At 41.6% G+C, this 18,029-nt stretch carries 10 protein-coding genes and 1 rRNA gene; 1 reads left to right on the top strand and 10 read right to left on the bottom strand.

Going from position 1 to position 18,029, the window contains the following annotated elements; genetic code table 11:
- Window positions 1-70 (bottom strand): 16S ribosomal RNA (locus tag P364_RS0133830); the annotation flags it as partial.
- Window positions 71-781: 711 nt separating this feature from the next.
- Here P364_RS0133830 and P364_RS0133825 point away from each other — a divergent pair.
- Entirely contained in the window at window positions 782-2,134 is a 1,353-nt protein-coding gene (locus P364_RS0133825; protein WP_024634393.1) for a molybdopterin-dependent oxidoreductase, read from the top strand.
- Window positions 2,135-2,290: 156 nt separating this feature from the next.
- Here P364_RS0133825 and ligA read toward each other — a convergent pair whose 3' ends face one another.
- The 9 genes from ligA to P364_RS0133780 form a co-directional block, all read right to left on the bottom strand.
- Window positions 2,291-4,309 (bottom strand): NAD-dependent DNA ligase LigA, encoded by a 2,019-nt coding sequence (ligA, locus tag P364_RS0133820; RefSeq protein WP_024634392.1) that lies wholly within the window; start codon window positions 4,307-4,309, stop codon window positions 2,291-2,293.
- A 114-nt stretch (window positions 4,310-4,423) separates the two neighbouring features.
- The gene (gene pcrA / locus P364_RS0133815) at window positions 4,424-6,784 is read right to left on the bottom strand and encodes a DNA helicase PcrA (RefSeq protein ID WP_024634391.1); all 2,361 of its coding nucleotides are present in this window, start codon (window positions 6,782-6,784) and stop codon (window positions 4,424-4,426) included.
- Between the two features lie 412 nt (window positions 6,785-7,196).
- On the bottom strand, window positions 7,197-7,883 hold the full coding sequence (locus tag P364_RS0133810; RefSeq protein ID WP_442952308.1) for a heptaprenylglyceryl phosphate synthase: 687 nt from the start codon (window positions 7,881-7,883) through the stop codon (window positions 7,197-7,199).
- 296 nt (window positions 7,884-8,179) lie between these two features.
- A complete protein-coding gene (locus P364_RS0133805; RefSeq protein ID WP_024634389.1) occupies window positions 8,180-9,055 on the bottom strand; it encodes a phosphatidylinositol-specific phospholipase C/glycerophosphodiester phosphodiesterase family protein in 876 nt (291 codons plus the stop codon).
- Window positions 9,056-9,255: 200 nt separating this feature from the next.
- Window positions 9,256-10,656, bottom strand: a complete 1,401-nt coding sequence (locus P364_RS0133800) for an undecaprenyl-phosphate glucose phosphotransferase (protein WP_024634388.1) — start codon at window positions 10,654-10,656, stop codon at window positions 9,256-9,258.
- Window positions 10,653-11,591, bottom strand: a complete 939-nt coding sequence (locus P364_RS0133795) for a glycosyltransferase family 2 protein (protein ID WP_029881516.1) — start codon at window positions 11,589-11,591, stop codon at window positions 10,653-10,655. The genes P364_RS0133800 and P364_RS0133795 overlap by 4 nt, the downstream gene beginning before the upstream one ends.
- A 283-nt stretch (window positions 11,592-11,874) precedes the next feature.
- Complete coding sequence (cysC, locus tag P364_RS0133790) at window positions 11,875-12,477, bottom strand: adenylyl-sulfate kinase (protein WP_024634386.1); 603 nt, start codon at window positions 12,475-12,477, stop codon at window positions 11,875-11,877.
- A gap of 70 nt (window positions 12,478-12,547) precedes the next feature.
- Window positions 12,548-16,471 carry a glycosyltransferase gene (locus P364_RS36505; RefSeq protein ID WP_052016887.1) on the bottom strand — a complete coding sequence of 1,308 codons (3,924 nt, stop codon included), beginning with the start codon at window positions 16,469-16,471 and terminating at the stop codon, window positions 12,548-12,550.
- Window positions 16,472-16,485: 14 nt separating this feature from the next.
- On the bottom strand, window positions 16,486-17,841 hold the full coding sequence (locus P364_RS0133780; protein WP_024634384.1) for an ABC transporter ATP-binding protein: 1,356 nt from the start codon (window positions 17,839-17,841) through the stop codon (window positions 16,486-16,488).
- Window positions 17,842-18,029 lie beyond the last annotated feature (188 nt).

Here is an 18,029-nt window from a genome sequence, read left to right as displayed (position 1 = left end):
TCCGCTCGACTTGCATGTATTAGGCATGCCGCCAGCGTTCGTCCTGAGCCAGGATCAAACTCTCCAATAAAGTATTGAAAAGAGCGATAAGCTCATTTTGAAACTGACGATTCATTATGAATCAAAAGTTACTATCCATTTGTTCAGTTTTCAAGGAACTTGTGTCCGTTCGTGTTAATGCTTGTCAACCGGACAGGAATCTTATCTTATCATGTTGACCAAGTAACCGTCAACTCTTTTTTTTCGTCAGCGTCCAAAGCGTTTCGACAATCATTCGTTTGAGGCGACAAGAAATAATATATCATGATCTAATTCATTTAGCAAGCACTTTTTAATAACCTTTATATAAATACTTTATAATCCACAACAACCGTAAATAAAGAAACTCTCAACTAAAGCATTCGACAGCCTATATCAATCCAGAAGAATCGACTATATTTACATACAGATACTTTCGGTTTACTGAATAAATGAATAATTCTATTTACTAAAAACAGATAGACACATCTACTTTTACGCAAATAGTATTAGATAACTATTTAGAGGATACTTTTATATAATAAGTGTTTTCCTCCACTCCCTTTGATGTAAGTGATCCAAACGCTCTATAATACGGTATATATAGTATAGATTAAGGCATGAATGCTACTTCCATTCCAATGTTTATGACATCCTGCTGGATGATACTTAATTCAGAACCCGCTTTCTAAATCACAATCGGCTTTATTCATATTGAAGATGCACGGTGCACGGATGAATAACCTATATGGGGTGAACGCATATGAAACAATGGCTGAAGGACATTCGAAAGGGTTATGGTAAAAAGCTCGTTTCCATTCATGCCTGGAATGCCTGGATTGTTGTCATCCTCGCGGTAACAGGTCTTATGTTGGTTGGTGGTTTCTGGCGTGAGTTACTCGGGATTGGACGCGTATGGTTAAAGTGGCTGCATATTATCGTCGGGCTAGCTATGCTGGCACCCGTAGTATATTACTTGCTTTTGTCAGGAAAGCACTGGAAACAACTTCGCAATAGGCCTTGGCAGAGAGCAAATACTATTGTTGTTCTTGCACTGCTGGTAGGGTGGCTGTTGTCTGGTATTGTGTTATGGCAGTTCAAGCTCGCTGGACCGAGATGGTCGAACGCTGCACTCCTGATTCATGATTTGCTGACTTGGGTTGGCCTGCCTTATATTATCTACCACTCCATCACGCGAACCAAGTGGTTAAAAGACCCTGCACGACGTGCAGTAAAAACAACGACTACAGTAGCAGAAGCTAGAAAAATGGCGCATCCAACTGATGCTCCTGATGAAATTACGCCACCAGCAGCGATAGCTCCTACAGAATCTTTACGTACCCCAAAGGAAGGTTCTCTCCATCAACCTGAGAAACCTCAACCCGTGTATACACGGCGGGCATTTATTCGGTCTGCTGTTGGCGTGGGGCTAGCTGTGACTTTGGGACCTACTTTTATATCTTGGGTTGGACGGAACCTCAATATAGACAACAGTATTGATAGCATGCTGGAGAATGACCCCAATCGTATGGTACCCTTACCGCAAGCATTACCTGCTTCTTCACCACCCGTGGGAGGCGGAGCCGAAGGTCATTTTCGCGTTTATACGGTAACACCGATACCTTCCTTTTCCAATTCAAACTGGTCATTCCGGATCGATGGGCTTGTTGAACGGGCGCAAGTCTGGAACTGGGAACAGTTCGTGAAGCTTGCACGTACGGTTCAGGTTAGCGACTTTCATTGCGTTACAGGCTGGTCTGTATATAAGAATACTTGGGAAGGCATATCCCTTAAACAACTATTGACTCAAGCCGGAGTTAAACCCGAAGCGCAAAGTGTTAAGTTCTACTCCGGAGACGGTGTGTATACGGATGCCATTACGATGGATCAGGCCCAGATGGATGATATTATGGTCGCTGTCATGCATGATGGCAAACCGATTCCCGCAGATCTGGGCGGTCCGGTACGATTGGTCATTCCCCAGATGTATGCCTATAAGTCCGTCAAGTGGCTGAATCGCATTGAACTGATCGACAGCGACCATATCGGTTACTGGGAAGAACGTGGATACGACAAGGACGCATGGCTCACGGGTGCTTCTCAGGCTCGTTCCTGATTTAAGTTGATACGGATGTAAGGTTAAGTTTAAATATACGTGTAAACCAAAGACCCCCGTTCCACTGATTTGTGGTACAGGGGTCTTTAAGTTATTTATCATTCACTTTGATGACAAAGAGTTCTAAATCACCCAGTCATACTTCACATTCAGGATTTATCCCTGTTGATTCAAAAGACGTACGAGTTCATCCTCATCCTCAATGGTAGGAATGCCGAGATCGTGAGCTTTGGCCAGTTTGGAACCTGCCTTCTCTCCAGCAATAACAAGGTCTGTCTTTTTGGAGACACTGCCCGTTACCTTCGCTCCAAGCGCTTCCAGTCGTTGCGTTGCCTCTTCCCGCGTCAGTTGATGCAGCGTTCCGGTCAGCACGACCGTTTTGCCACTGAAGAAGGAGTCTTCCACAATCGCTGCTGGTGCCTCAGGGGCCTGGGCTTTCACACCCAAATTCAGCATTTTCTCAATCGCCGCCTGTGTAAACGGATCTGCAAAGAAAGTCACAATGCTCTCAGCTACAATGCCACCTACGTCCGGAAGTTCAACGAGCTCCTCTGCCGTTGCATTCATAATGGCATGCAGGTCACGGTAATGATCAGCCAGCATGCGTGTAGTCGATTTACCTGTATTCGGAATACCCAGTGAATATAGGAACGAAGCGAGGTCACGATCCTTGCTCTGCTCCAGGGCAGCAATAAGGTTGTTTGCTTTCTTTTCACCAAACCGCTCCAGCTTCACCAAATCATCGAATTGCAGTGTATACAGGTCAGCGGGCTCACGCACGTTCAATTCATCATACAGCTGAATCGCCGTTTTCTCGCTGAACGTCTCGATGTCCATTGCATCACGGGAAGCAAAATGAGAAATACGGGCTACGGTCTGCGGTTTGCACGCCAGCTTGTTGTTACAGAACAAATGCGCTCCACGCTGCTCCAGCGGGAAACCACATGCCGGACATTGCTCAGGGAACACAATCTCCTCGCCATCACTCTCTTCAGTCACTTTGCCCAGAATTTCAGGAATGACATCATTGGAACGACGGATAAAGACACGTGTGCCCAAGGCAAACTTTAGATTTTTCCGCTCAATGTCACCGACGTTATTCAATGTGCAGTTCTGTACTGTTACCCCAGCCAGCTCAACCGGTTCTACCCGCGCAAGCGGAGTCACTTTGCCGGTACGACCCACATTCCAAACAACAGAGTTCAGAACAGTCGTAGTCTCTTCGGCCTCAAACTTGTACGCCACCGCCCAACGAGGGAATTTGTCTGTGTAACCCAGTGCCTCACGGGTGCGCATGTCTGTAATTTTGATAACAGCTCCATCAATCAGATAGTCCAGTTGGCCACGGCTCTCCTGTATCGCTGCAAGCTGCTCCATCACATCATCAAACTCATGGAAATACGTAATCGATGGATTGACTTTGAATCGATTTTCACGGAGAAAATCCATCATCTCCTGATGGTTGGCAAACTGAATATCATCCGAATAACCTACATTATAGAAATAGGCGTTTAACCGCCGCTCAGCGGTTGTCTTCGGATTCAGGTTACGCAGCGCTCCTGCTGCGGCATTACGGGCATTTTTAAGCGGCTCTGCTGCGGTTTCATTATATCGATTCAACACAGACAGATTCATGATGCCTTCACCCTGGACTTCAATCGTGCCGCCTGTATAAGGGATTTTGAGCGGGACAGACTTAATCGTTCTAACCTGAGCCAAAATGCCCTCACCTACGGTTCCGTTCCCACGGGTAGAGGCTTGAACCAACTCTCCGTTCGTGTACGTTAGGTTCAGGGTCAGACCGTCAAACTTCAGTTCAATGACATAGCCGGGTTCAGGCAACGGATTGTCCGGATTTTTGGTGTTGTAATCATTGACCAGCTTGAGCACACGAGTATTCCAGCTCCGCAGCTGCTCAATATTCTGGGCTTTGTCCAAGCTCCACAATGGAGATAAGTGGCGATGCGGTGTAAACCCTTTGAGCAGTTCACCCCCCACACGCTGTGTCGGAGAATCAGGCAAAACCATGCCACTCTCCTGTTCCAGCGTAACCAGTTCATCGTACAGAAGATCATACTCCTTGTCGCTGATCTGGGGCTGATCCATCGTGTAGTACTGATAATTATACTGGTTCAGCTCGGTAACGAGTTGCTCCATCCGGTGCATCGGGTCCATATAGGGCCATCCCTCCGTAAATAAAATTTGAATCTATGTAGAACGAACATTCATATGGCACTCGATCTCCGCTGACATTACAGCTTGTGCAACATGAATGTTTCGTTCTTAAATCTATTCCACTTTGGTAATTGGAGCAAAGCCTGCAAGCAGACGTTTTAAGCCCACCGGGGCAGGGAACGCGATCTGAAGCTCCGTGTCATTACCCGTGCCTTTCACCCCAACAATCGTACCTGTTCCCCATTTGCCGTGTTGTACTTTATCTCCGGCCTTGAACCCTGCTTCACCATTAGAAGCTGCGGGCTTGGAAGCAGATGATGGCGTAGAATATGCTGGGCGGGAAGTGCTTGTGGTCACACGCGAAGTTGGCGTGGATGTGGTAGCAGAGGAACCACTTCTGCTTTGCTGTTCGAAAAGCTTGGCCGTATTGCCCCCACCAAAGTTACTTCCACCACTGGCCCCAAGTCCACGACCACCATAAGATCCACCTGCGCTGCTACCACGACGGTAGCGGTCACGAGCCATTGAGGTATCCTCTTTAAGCTCATCCGGGATTTCGTCTAGGAAACGTGAAGGCGGGTTCGCAGTTGTACGTCCGAACAAGGTCCGCATTTGCGCGCAAGACAGGAAGAGTTGTTCTTCCGCACGCGTAATCCCTACATAAGCCAGCCGGCGCTCTTCCTCCAGCTCTTCGTTGTCCATAAAGGCCCGGCTGTGCGGGAAAACCCCTTCCTCCATACCAACGATAAAGACGACAGGGAACTCCAGACCTTTGGCACTGTGCATTGTCATCAGGGTAACTGCGTCACTCTGATCCTCTTCATCATCGTTCATGCTGTCGATATCCGCAATTAGTGCGAGATCGGTGAGGAACGAAACGAGCGTTTTGTCTTCATTATTTTTCTCAAATTCCATCGTAACGGACAGGAACTCATCAATGTTTTCGAGCCGTGCACGGGATTCGAGCGTGTTTTCATTTTGCATCTCTAGTCGGTACTGACTCATCTCAAGAATTTTCTCGGTTAGCTCGGTCACAGACAGATATTCTACCATCTGATGCAGCGCGGCGATCATGTCATAGAACTCCACCAACGCATTCCGCGTTCGACCAGCAAAACCAAGATCGTCCACAACTTGAAGCACACGGTATATTGAAATCCCCCGTTCTCCTGCCGCAGCTGCCAGCTTCGCTACCGTTGTATCACCAATGCTGCGTTTCGGCACATTAATAATCCGGGTAAGGCTGATGTCATCGTCAGGATTGGAAAGCAGGCGCAGATAAGCCAGAATGTCCTTGATCTCTTTACGATCATAGAACTTGATGCCGCCAACAATCTGATACGGAATATCAGACTTGATCAAAATTTCCTCTATAACCCGGGACTGTGCGTTGGTACGGTACAAGATGGCATGATTCTGATAGGATTTGCCGCTCTTCACGTTTTTACTAATCTCGGAAGTTACAAAGTATCCCTCATCATGCTCAGAGTCCGCACGATACACCTTGATCTTCGAACCACCCTCCTTGTCCGTCCACAGCTTCTTCGGTTTGCGCCCGGTATTCAGGCCGATCACCTCATTCGCTGCATTCAGGATATTCGAAGTGGAACGATAGTTTTGCTCCAGCAAAATCGTATTGGCCTCAGGATAGTCCTTCTCAAAATTCAGGATGTTGCTGATATCCGCTCCACGCCAGCGATAGATCGATTGGTCACTATCCCCTACGACGCAGATACGGTGATGACTATCAGCGAGCATGCGGCAAAGCATGTATTGCGCGCGGTTGGTATCCTGATACTCATCCACGTGAATGTACTGGAATTTCTTTTGGTAAAAGTCGAGAACTTCCGGTACCTCTTTGAAAAGTTGAATGGTCGCCATGATGAGATCGTCAAAGTCGAGCGAGTTGTTGGCTCTGAGTTTTTTCTGATACATCTTATATACCTTCGCCACAATGCCTTCGAAATAGTCAGCAGCCTGCTTCTCATATTGCTCCGGACTGATCAATTCATTCTTCGCGGTGCTCATCATCGACTGAACAGCTTTCGGTTCAAATTTCTTGGTGTCGATGTTCTGGTCTTTCATACAACTACGAATTACAGATAATTGGTCAGATGAGTCCAAAATGCTGAAATTGGAGGTGAAACCGATACGTTCAATGTCACGGCGCAGAATACGCACGCACATGGAGTGAAACGTCGAAACCCAAATATCACGGCCCTGAGAGCCGCCAACCAGTTGGGATACCCGGTCTTGCATCTCGCGTGCCGCTTTGTTCGTGAAAGTAATAGCCAAAATGCCCCATGGCGGTGCTTTTCGTGTTGCAATCAGATAGGCAATCCGGTGTGTGAGCACCCGGGTCTTGCCGCTACCCGCTCCGGCCATAATCAGCAGCGGTCCATCCGTCGCCTCGACGGCTTGCCGTTGAGGGGTATTAAGCCGTGCAACGGCATCATGTATATTTACAGGTTGCATGCATGCATGCTCCTTTCGTTGGTTGAGATCGATATAAGGTCACTAATAATTACACTTGCCACTCCGATGACAGAATTAACTTTCGATCGCTGTTATTCCCGGATTTTTTCAATTAAATTTCTAAAGGTGAATATCCGGTAATAATGGCGAACGCTCCGCTTCTCCAGCTTATTTCTGTCCTCTCCGTTCGCGTGTAAAAATAGTCAGCTTATAATTTAGAGATAGTTAAAATAACAAGAAAACTGTAATGACTCTTTCAGTTTTTTAAAAAGGGACTTCGTTTCTTCAGATTGCTTCTGCACTCTCTGTTTCTTTGTAAACAACATTACGCTTATACTGATTTAATTAGTAGGTCAAAGTTCTATTTTAACAGATCAGGAAGGTAAATTGGGGGAATGGTAAACTAAACCGATTAAACGGATTGTTTCACAGCTTGGACCGTCTCCAGCGCCTTGTGCAAATCACTGTACACAATGTTGCCAACCACAACGGTGTCTGCCACCTGAGCGGCTTGTCCAGCTTTCTCAGAACTATCAATCCCGCCGCCATAGATGAGATGCGCCTTGGTGAGTTGTCTGTGCGTCTCTCCGACCAGCTCCATATCTCCAAACGTTCCACTGTACTCCATGTATACGATAGGAAGGTTAAGCAGACGTTCTGCAGCCTGGGCGTAAGCAACCGCAGCATCAGCCGTCAATTCCGTATCCGCTCCGGTCATTCGGGCAACAGTGGAATCGGCATTGAGGACAATATAGCCTTCTGCAATAAGCAGATCCCATGGAATCAGATAACCGTAACGCTCAATGGCTTGCTGGTGTTGTCCAATGATCCATTGGCTATCCGTTGCATTCAGTACCATCGGAATCAGATATCCGTCAAAACCGGGCACAACGGCCTCCAGATCGGATACTTCCAGCACACAGGGCAGCTCGTAGCGACGTACTCGGGACATCAGGTCCACCGTGTTATCATAGGTAATTCCCGAAGATCCGCCTACCATAATGGCATCGGTCCCCGACATGCAAATCAGGTCGAGTGCTTCATCCGTTATTTCCCGGTCCGGGTCGAGCTTAAATACATGTCTCCACTGCTTAATCATGTCTATCAACGAACATTCCTCCAGAGGTTCTTCTGCATCCTAAAAAGCTTGTAAACTAAGTCTAAGTCAGCAGGGAGTGAGTGTCAATGTTCGTATAAAAAGGGGAACAAAAAATCACAGACTTTTCCCTGGAATTGCAGGAGAAGCCTGTAATTTTAAAAGATAAGATTGCGATGCTACAGAAGAATTCAAGTTAGGTACCAGGTGCAGGTGCCACTACGAACATCAAAATCATGAGTAGAGCTCAACAGTCTTTCGTAGGAGCACTGTATCCATTTGAATCAAAATATAATATCTCAAGGCTTCCAGGCAAAACGTGTGTTCATATCATCCAATTCCTGCTCCGTCAATACATCCGAATACACGCCATACACACCCCATTTTTCATAGTTCGCCACCTGGTCGGTGTCATTAATGGTATGCACGTAGGTAACGGCTCCTGCTTGCTTCAGCTTGGCAACAAAATTCTGATTCACTTTATACTCCGGCATAGTTACGGCATCGATGTCATTCTTTTGTACAAAATCAACCACCTGGGCTTCCGTATCTTGCGTAGCATAAAGAGTATAGATAATAGAAGGAAAAGCGTAGATTTCTTTCACGGTTTCGAGCATCGGCTCGTTATAGATCTGCACAACGACCCGATTAAGGATTGTCGGATCATGTTTCTTGGCTGCGTCCACGAGTGATTTCAGTACCTGCTGAATATCCTCATCCTTCTGTTCTTTGGTATCGGTCACGATATACATATCCGGGTACTTGGCCAATACGTCCATAATGCCGTCGGCATCCATGGGTTGGTACTTGCCCAGAATGGGCGTATTCATAAATTCATCATGTGTGAGCGCCCCAGCCTGTTTGTCTTCGGGTAACTCCTCGTCCTGTCCCAGCATTTTGCTCATGTTGGCGGTCCATTCATGTCTGGCTACTGCTTTCCGGTCCGAGGTCAGCATAAAGTCGATCTCAAACACACGTGTGCCCTTCTCATAATTGGCAATCATCGCCTCATAGGCGTTGGTGTAGGGCTGTTCACGGATACTGCCCATCGCATGGGCAATCAATCGATAGGCCGTAAATCCGTCGTGCTGCTCCTCACTCTGACTTTCATAGGCAAAAAAGAGTGTGCCCACGGTTACGATAAGTAGTGTAATGACGGCGGCAATTCGTTTCATATGGCGTTCACATCCTTAGTAGGGTGGTAGGAAAGAAAAAGAGTATGATAATCATGATATGACGAAGCATGTGCGATTTTTCCTTTTAGATAGCTAACTACCCTGATTGGAGAGGTGTAAAACAAAAAGCCGCCCGGAGGCGGCTTAAAATGTTGGGATGATTTGTTACTCACAATGGTGGACAATCTAATGTTTCAAGCCTAATAAGCATTCTTGAGGCCATTTCGAATGGTTTCCCATATGATTTTGATATCAAATAATAAAGACCAATTTTCAATGTAAAATATATCCTGCTCAATTCGATCCTCGATCGACGTATCTCCTCTTAACCCTTTACTTTGCGCCAATCCCGTAATTCCTGGACGGACATGATGTTTAATCATATATTTCGGAATTTCATCTCGAAATTGATTCACGTAGTACGGGCGTTCCGGCCTTGGGCCAACTACGCTCATGTGACCCAGCAGCACATTGAAAAATTGAGGTAATTCATCCAGACTCGTACGTCTTATAAATGTGCCAAATGCCGTTCGACGCGGATCATTCTTCGTTGACCATCCCGTGTCCATTGCGCCTTCAGGAATGACTTTCATGGAGCGGAATTTATACATCATGAAGTTGCGACGATTGAGACCGACACGCTCCTGTTTGAAAATTATAGGACCGGATGATGTCAGTCGTACGCCCAGTGCAACGATAGCCATTACTGGGGAAGTCAGTATTATCGCAGCTAACGAAAAAACGATGTCGAACGCCCGCTTCATTAGTCTGTTCACCGCAATATCCAGCGGGATATCACGCACATTAATCATTGGCATACCAGCAAAGTTATCGAAATGAGGACGGGCTGGTAGGTAATCAAAGAAGTCTGGGATGATTAGCGTCCGCACTCCCGCCTTCTCACAGACATTAATAATGTGCGAGTACTTGTCGTGAGCATCCAGGGGCAGCGCCAAAATGACTTCGTCTATGAACTGGTTGGACAAAAACTCTTCCAGTTGGTCAATACGACCGAGGATTGGTTTGTATCTCCCCTGTTCTGCCTCATCCCAATGGCGATAGTCATCCAGGAAACCAGTCACCTCATACCCAAGCTCAGGGTAGTTTCTTAGGTTTTCATAGAAGCGTTTGCCCAGTGAGCCAGCACCGAGAATCAGTACGAACTGGCGGTTAAATCCTTTTTTACGCAATCGCTTCAATTGTAGTTTTACAACATAGCGATAAAACAATGTGAATGATACGTTTCCAATCATGTACATGGCGAGATACGCACGAGAGATGTTTACTTCTTTGAAAAAGAACATCAGGCTCAGCAGCATGAAAAAGGCTACGCCATGAGATTGAACAATTCTCCAAAGTTCGTCTGCAAAACGCTTTTTGCGCTTGGGCGTATATAGAGAGGACATCATGCCAACGACGATCGCAAGAACTCCGTAAACCAGACTCCATAACATGTATTTCTCTATAGGCAAGGGGCTCTGGTGTGTTAACAGATCACTCTCAAACTTCAACCACCAAGCCAGCAGAAACGAGAGCTGGATCACGCCAAAGTCAGCCGCAATATACAGTTGGGTTAAAAATCGCTGATTACGCCGAATCATGGGTTCACCTCGGAAGAAGCTTCATTCTCCGCTCTCATGCGGGTTACAGTCTGCCCTGGGCGGGCAGGAAGAGACAGCTTGCTGCGCAGCAGGGACAACGTGAATTTGAGCGAGATGCCCATCCACACGGCTGCATTCGTAAACAGATTGTATTGCTTCGCATAATGCTTTCGGTGGAACACCCACATCGCTCTATGAAACTCATACGTAATTTTCAAAGGTTTGCGACGGGCACTGCCGCCCTTGTAGTGCACAATATATGTACGCGGATAATAAAAAATGCCCCAACCCGCCTCTTTGATGCGATAACACCAGTCGATATCTTCTCCGTACATAAAAAACGTCTCATCCAACCCACCAACCTGCTCAATCGTTTCACGACGTACCAGCATGAACGCACCAACAAGACAGTCTACCGGATATTCATCGTCCGGGCTGAGATGTCCCAATTGGTACTGATTGAACTTCGGCCGATCTGGGAAAAGTCGAGAAATACCGAATGCGTAATAAAAGGATGCCGATGGCGTAGGAAATCCCCGCTTGCATGCTTTATCCAGTGAGCCATCCGGGAGAATGACTTTACAGCCAGATGCCCCCATCTCAGGATGACGGTCCATGAATCCAATCATTGTATGGAGGGTATCCTGCTGTACGATGGTGTCCGAATTGAGGAGCAGGATATAGCGTCCTTTGGTAATTTTCATACCTTGGTTGTTGGCAACGGCGAAGCCTGTATTGTCATTATTGGCAATTAATCGAACCTGTGGGTATGCCTCACGGATTGCTTCCACTGAGCCATCATGCGAGGCATTGTCCACAACGATGACTTCATAGCTGTAAGAGGTAGTGGAGGCATAGACAGAGTCCAGACAGTCCAGTGTCAGTTGACGAGTATTGTAATTTACAATGATGATAATAAGATCTTTAAGGTTCATTTTAGTGTTCTTTGATCCGCCCAACGAGGGGGCATCTATCGTTTTGGTCATTGTTTAAACTCCTGACTTTTATTACTGTGACAACATTCAACAGCAAATGTCATACCTAACAATCAGAATTTTGTGTTTATTCTAATCTAAAGTATAACATATTATTGGTAAATGAATGGAAGGGTTACTATGCTGAATTCTCTTCAAAAGCAACTCAGAAATTTTCTCCTCATCACATATAGAATGGGTCAGTAGTCTTTTTCTCATAGACTTCTGACCCATTCTACATTGTTTATATCAGCTTCCTATTCGCTAAATAGTTAATAATCAGTTCTACACATTCTTCTTCGTTTGTTTTATCTGTTTCCAATGTAAGCTCCGGTCTGAGAGGTTCCTCATAAGGAGCAGAAATCCCCGTGAAGTTATGGATTTCACCATTTCTGGCTTTTTTGTAGAGAAATTTAGGGTCCCTTCGTTCGCACTCTTCCAAAGAGCATTTAACATAAATCTCGATAAATTCACCGGGGTTAAGCAACTCCCTCGCCACTTTCCTATCTTTTTCATATGGAGATATGAATGCGGCAAGAACAATCAATCCAGCGTCGACAAATAACTTAGAAACTTCTCCAACTCGTCTAATATTTTCTTTTCTATCTTCAGGAGTAAAACTAAGATTATTATTCAATCCAAGCCTAATATTATCTCCATCTAAAACATATGAGCGAATGCCTCTTTTATACAACTCCTTCTCTACGCACATACTAATGGTCGATTTTCCTGCCCCAGATAAACCTGTAAACCATAACACACAGCTTTTGTGCCCATTTAAATCATGTCTTTTCTCCTTCGTAACAGAAAACTGATGATATAGAATATTTTCCCTATTACCACCCATCCGCCTACCTCCAAAATGTTATTTATAAAATGTACTATATTTTCTGAAATAATTAATATAATTCAATTATTTACGCCTTGATTAATGATTTTTTGGTTTCCTGGTTATCTGTAGAATGAATTTTTTTAATATTTATCATTTTATCGATAATTTCGTTTCGATCACCTTGAAGCTTTTGGAGTTGATCTAATATAGCCTTACTCGTCCGTTCCTCTACAATCCAACCTGAGCCATCTCTTCTTACTCTCTCTGCAGGAGCACCTATATCAAAAGTCATCACTGGATATCCCGAAAGAATTGCTTCACTTGTGGTATAAGAAAATGTCTCCGGCCACAAAGCAGGGATGATAACTATACTAATTTTATATTTCCGAAGCAGCCCTGAAATTTGAGTATTATCATAATAACCTGTAAATACTACCTTTTTATCTTCACTCTCATAAAATTCATGCTGCTTGTTGGTGACACCAATGACAGTAATATTTATTGGTAAATTATCTTTCTCAATAGAATCAATCATTTCATAAATAATATTTGAGCCCTTACTCTCACCAATCGCTCCTATGAAAGCAACATTTATTGATTCAAGCAAGGCATTTTCTGTTGAGGCTGTAAACTCTATCGGTGTCTGTATAGTATGTTCAACGACTTCAATTGATAACTCTGGATAATACTTATTAACAATGTCTCCTGCACTACGGCTAGGAGCAATCACTTTTGTTGCACCCAACAAAAAGGAATTAAACTCATTTCTCCATTTATCAATATCTATTGAGGAAGCATTCATATTAATCCATGGTTCTGTAACCAGATTTTTACGGATGCATGCTTGGCAAGTGGCATTGTCAGTTTCCGCAGAGCAATACACACCATCACTATTTATTAGTGCATAACTAGGGCAAACACTGAAATAATCATGAATAAAATATATATATTCAATCTGCGAGTTTTTAATAAGTTCCATTAATTTAAATATTGGGAAAGACAGTAACTGATTGATATAAATTAATTTGATGTTCAAAAAATCCATTAATTTATTAAAAATTTGTTGATTAATGTCGTTAACATTTATAGAATATTCATTTTTCAAATCAAGATCTTTAATCAAAACGATATCGGAATATAGTTCAAAAGTGTAATTCCTATTCTCATTTTTTGTTTTTTCGATCAGTAAATCGGAATAAAGCTTACTACCTCCTCCCATGGAGAAATTTATAAGCAAAACCCCTTTACTTTTCACACTACTGTCAGCATACATAGCACTGTCAATCATATTTCGTATTGGTTTAATCGGATCCTTTTCTATAAAACCATGTACTCTAGCAGTGTAGTCTGGATACCGTTCTTCCACTTTCTTTAAATTCTCCATAATACGTTCTTGCTTATTTTTATCCTTCTGCAATGCAAAACTTACACCATGTTTGTGATAAACAAACAAATTTGGAACAAGCACATTTTTGTAACCTGCATGTTTCGCTCGCATACACCAGTCATTTTCTTCTCCATATCCTTTGCCAAAGGCATCTTCATCAAAATAACCAATTTGGTTGAGTGCTTTTCTGTTCATAGCCATACAGAATCCAATGCCTGTTGGAATTTCAATTACTTTTTCTGTACTAAACTTTTTAAAATATTGATCCGACTCATTAACCGATTGCCCTTGCGGCAATTCGTTATCCTCACAGAAATTTGGATAAGAACATATTGTTGCACAATTTGAAAAAGGAGTAATAGTTGCTATAGAACGGTCTTCTAACATTGGCTTAACTAACCTCTCAAGCCAATAAGGAGGAACTTCAGTATCAGTATTTAAGATCACAACATCGTTAGTAGAAAGCCTCATCCCATTGTTTACATTTTTCACAAATCCCATATTCTTTTCATTATGGATAACATACAAATTTTGAAGGAAATTATTCTTCGAATATCCTTTTAAAGAATTAAGATATGTTTCAACGTTAGAATCGGGGCTTTTATCATTTAATAAATATAAATTAAATGGGATACTAGTATTTTTCAGGACTGTCGCTATACACTTTCTTGTATAATCCAAAGCATCATAAATTGGAATCACAATGTCAATTATCGTATCCTCTTTAAATATTTTAGAAGGAGATTGTGAAATCATATCAAAAAAATAATTCTTTTCCGGCTTTGATTCTATCTTTTGAATCTCTTCTGATTGCAAATTAACTTTATGTTCTATTTTAGACATAACCGTTAATAAGTTACCTTTTTTGAAGTAATACACTGCTTTTTTAATGTTAGCTTTTGTTATTATTAATTTGAGTTCTTTTCTCTTACTCATTAATTTGTACATGATCTTCAGTATTTTTTTTCTTTTCGACTTTTCGGGAAGCAATTTATCCCTTAATTTATAACATTTTAGAAGAAATCTAAACCCTTGCGAATTATAGATGCGATTTAGGTTTAATTTAGTTTGCTCAAGTTGATTCTCCTTCTCCTTTACTGTTGATTCTAATCCACTGATCTCTTTTCTGAAATCTTCCATACTTTGTTCTGTTTTATTTTTTTCAGTTTCAGTAGCTTTAATCAATCTGGAGTAATCTTCATTCAATTTTATTAATTCATTTTTAATCCTAAAAGACTCATCAACAGTGTTTTTAAGTTCAACTTCACTACTTATAACTTGAGATTTAAGTGAGTCTACATCTCTTAATAAAATCTCGGAGGCCTCTTTTTGTTTTAGAAAGATTTCTAATGCATCTTTATTTAAAGAGTTAACTCTCATATTCATTTTAATTACTAAGTTTCGATATTTAAGCAAGTTAGGACTATGAACTTCTAAAAATATTTTACAATCATTGTTTAATGAAATAAACTTCATAGATTCTTTCATTTCTATAATTTCAATATTATCCCATTTTGTTATCTTGTCAATTCTCCATTTGTAAATATTTATCCCACTATCCAAATCAAATAGTGTAATTGAATTGATCTCAACGACTGCTGTTTGGTTAATGGGATCCAATCTATACTGCTCGGTTGAAATCATTTCACTTCTTAATGGAAATATTACTTCATGATATTCTCCAAATATATTCGAAGAAACTGTAATAGAATCCACTTCTCTATATTCCTTTTCCTTAGGAACGAACAATTGAGAAATATAATAATCATCCTTTAAATCAGCAGGGAACATCTCAGAATATTTTTTGTATTCATTGTATAACGAAGCAATATTATTAGCGTTAAGATTCAAACTTCTAATATCTTTTTCTGCCCCAAGCAGAAACCTGTAAACCATTCTAACCATCTCAGGTACACTTTCATCTTCAAAAAACTCCACGTCTTTAGTCAGATTATGACGTAGAGCTGGACTTACAATACTATTCAGTTCCAATGAACTTATATTTACATCAGATAATTGAAGCTCATTTGAAACATTAATCAAACAAGCTTTGGGATCTTGCATATATTTATCATAGTGAAGAAATGTTATTCTGGAATGTAATGAAGAGTAAAGTGCAGATAGATTATTAAAAAGCCACAGTGCGTAACCTTCTTGCAATGTAATACCATTTCTTTTGTGTAGTGACATTGCAACCTCATGAGGATTTCGAATAACAAAAATCACATTAAGTTCAATGTTCATTTCTCTAAGAATTTCCTCCCAAATAGGAAATAAAAGACATGTTCTTGGATCTTTCCATCCCCAAATCTCATGGTTTTGAAATTCCTCGAAAACTATCTCTTTCAGTTTATCCTTTTGAAGAGTCAAACTATCTCTTTTATCCCAACCTTCTTCCAAAGGTTTTAAAGTGTTCCATTTTCTAGATTGCAAAGATAATATCTCATCATGGATATCCACTATTTTACTATGCTCCCAAAACCCTTCTACATTTTCGTTGTTAGCTGGAACTAGATCCTCTTCTTGGCCCAAATATACACCTAAAGTATGAAGTCCTTTAGCAATTACTGAAGTTCCACTCCTATGCATACCCAAAACACATACTGCTCTTTTTTTTATCATTTCCAAATTAAACCTCACTTGTTTATGTTATCTCGAATATTAATTGTAGGATAATTGACAGGATCAATACTCGCTGTAATATCAAAATCAACAACTGCGGTCATATTTTTATTACATTCCATAATTTTAAACGCTGCAGCATCAATTAGCCTGTCTAAGTAAACCTCTTCACTTTCTGCGGTTATGGCAGACACTCCTGCATTCAAAAAATAGGTTCCAATATTAAGCTTAGGTGTGAATTGAAAAACAACTTCATACTCGGAACCTTTTTTAAATAATTTAAATTCTTCCGTCGCGCATCCTCCCAGTTCAAAACCCGATATTGTCTTTATAAGCATACCAAACTTCACCGTATTCCAATCGGAATAAAACTTCACTTTATATTTATAAAGATACATATCTCCAGATTTGAGGATATTAACAATTTTATCTTTCGAATTAACTATTTTGACATCGCTTATCTCAGCATATTTAGTTTCGTAACGTAAAGTATCCTTTGGTTTTAAATTTGGATCGTAAAGTTCCTCATAGAAGTCAGTATCTCTTTTATACATAGTCTCAGATGTTTTGAGGTTATCGGAAAGAGTAAAGGTATTTTGCATCTGAATAATTTCATTACGAATTTCGTTTTTCTTTTCGCCAGATGCATACATAAGCCGCTGATAGGTATTAACAACATCCTTGCTGCCTCCAATTAGCAGGCATTCACCTGAATCTAGCAACATAGCTCTATCACAGAGCTCTATCACAGTTCCACCTGAATGAGACACAAATAGAATTGTACCACCTGAATCTTTAAATTCTTGAATTTTATTAAAACACTTTTTTTGAAACAATTCATCTCCTACAGCTAGGGCCTCATCGACAATTAGAATATCTTTAGGGACAATGGCCTGTACTGCAAAAGCCAGTCGCACTACCATTCCACTAGAATAAGTAGAAATTGGCTGATTAATATAATCTCCTATATCCGCAAAATTAACAATCTCATCATAAAAATCATCTATCTCATTATTAGATAATCCAAGTATTGTTCCATTCATATAAATATTTTCTTTACCTGTAAAATCCGGGTTAAAACCACTGCCGAGTTCAAGTAGTGCTGCAATTTTACCATCACTCTTTACAGTGCCTGATGTTTGACTTAAGGTTCGAGCAATAATTTGAAGCAGAGTACTTTTTCCAGAGCCATTCTTCCCAACGATCCCAAATGTCTCTCCTTTTTTCACATTTAATGAAATATTTTTCAGTGCCCAGAACTCCTTGTAATATTTCTTTTTATCACCCACTATGCTTTGTTTAAGTCGGTCTTGTGGTTTATTGAAAATTTTATAACATTTACTTAAGTCTCTAATTTCTATTTTGTTCATACATAAGTTCTCCTTAATGTTTAAAAGGTTAGCAATTTACCTGATCTACTTGGTTAGGGTGGTTTTAAATTCCCTTATACGAGCTAGGAAGTTCAGGTTTTCATTCCCTTAAATGAGTGGAATTAAATAAAGTCCTCTTTAAATATCTTTTAACAAGTAGATCAACTAATTATAAAACAATCTAGATG

Source organism: Paenibacillus sp. MAEPY2, from assembly GCF_000499205.1.
Lineage (GTDB): Bacteria > Bacillota > Bacilli > Paenibacillales > Paenibacillaceae > Paenibacillus > Paenibacillus vandeheii.
The sequence above is the reverse complement of the archived record's forward strand: the minus strand, read 5'-3'. Positions and strand labels throughout refer to the sequence as shown.

Coding starts and splice junctions, on each gene's coding strand:
- P364_RS0133795 (WP_029881516.1), bottom strand. CDS start 11,591: ATGAACCTTAAAGATCTTATTATCATCATTGTAAATTACAATACTCGT.
- P364_RS0133780 (WP_024634384.1), bottom strand. CDS start 17,841: ATGAACAAAATAGAAATTAGAGACTTAAGTAAATGTTATAAAATTTTC.
- P364_RS0133800 (WP_024634388.1), bottom strand. CDS start 10,656: ATGATTCGGCGTAATCAGCGATTTTTAACCCAACTGTATATTGCGGCT.
- P364_RS0133805 (WP_024634389.1), bottom strand. CDS start 9,055: ATGAAACGAATTGCCGCCGTCATTACACTACTTATCGTAACCGTGGGC.
- P364_RS0133825 (WP_024634393.1), top strand. CDS start 782: ATGAAACAATGGCTGAAGGACATTCGAAAGGGTTATGGTAAAAAGCTC.
- P364_RS0133810 (WP_442952308.1), bottom strand. CDS start 7,883: ATGATTAAGCAGTGGAGACATGTATTTAAGCTCGACCCGGACCGGGAA.
- P364_RS36505 (WP_052016887.1), bottom strand. CDS start 16,471: ATGATAAAAAAAAGAGCAGTATGTGTTTTGGGTATGCATAGGAGTGGA.
- ligA (WP_024634392.1), bottom strand. CDS start 4,309: ATGGACCCGATGCACCGGATGGAGCAACTCGTTACCGAGCTGAACCAG.
- cysC (WP_024634386.1), bottom strand. CDS start 12,477: ATGGGTGGTAATAGGGAAAATATTCTATATCATCAGTTTTCTGTTACG.
- pcrA (WP_024634391.1), bottom strand. CDS start 6,784: ATGCAACCTGTAAATATACATGATGCCGTTGCACGGCTTAATACCCCT.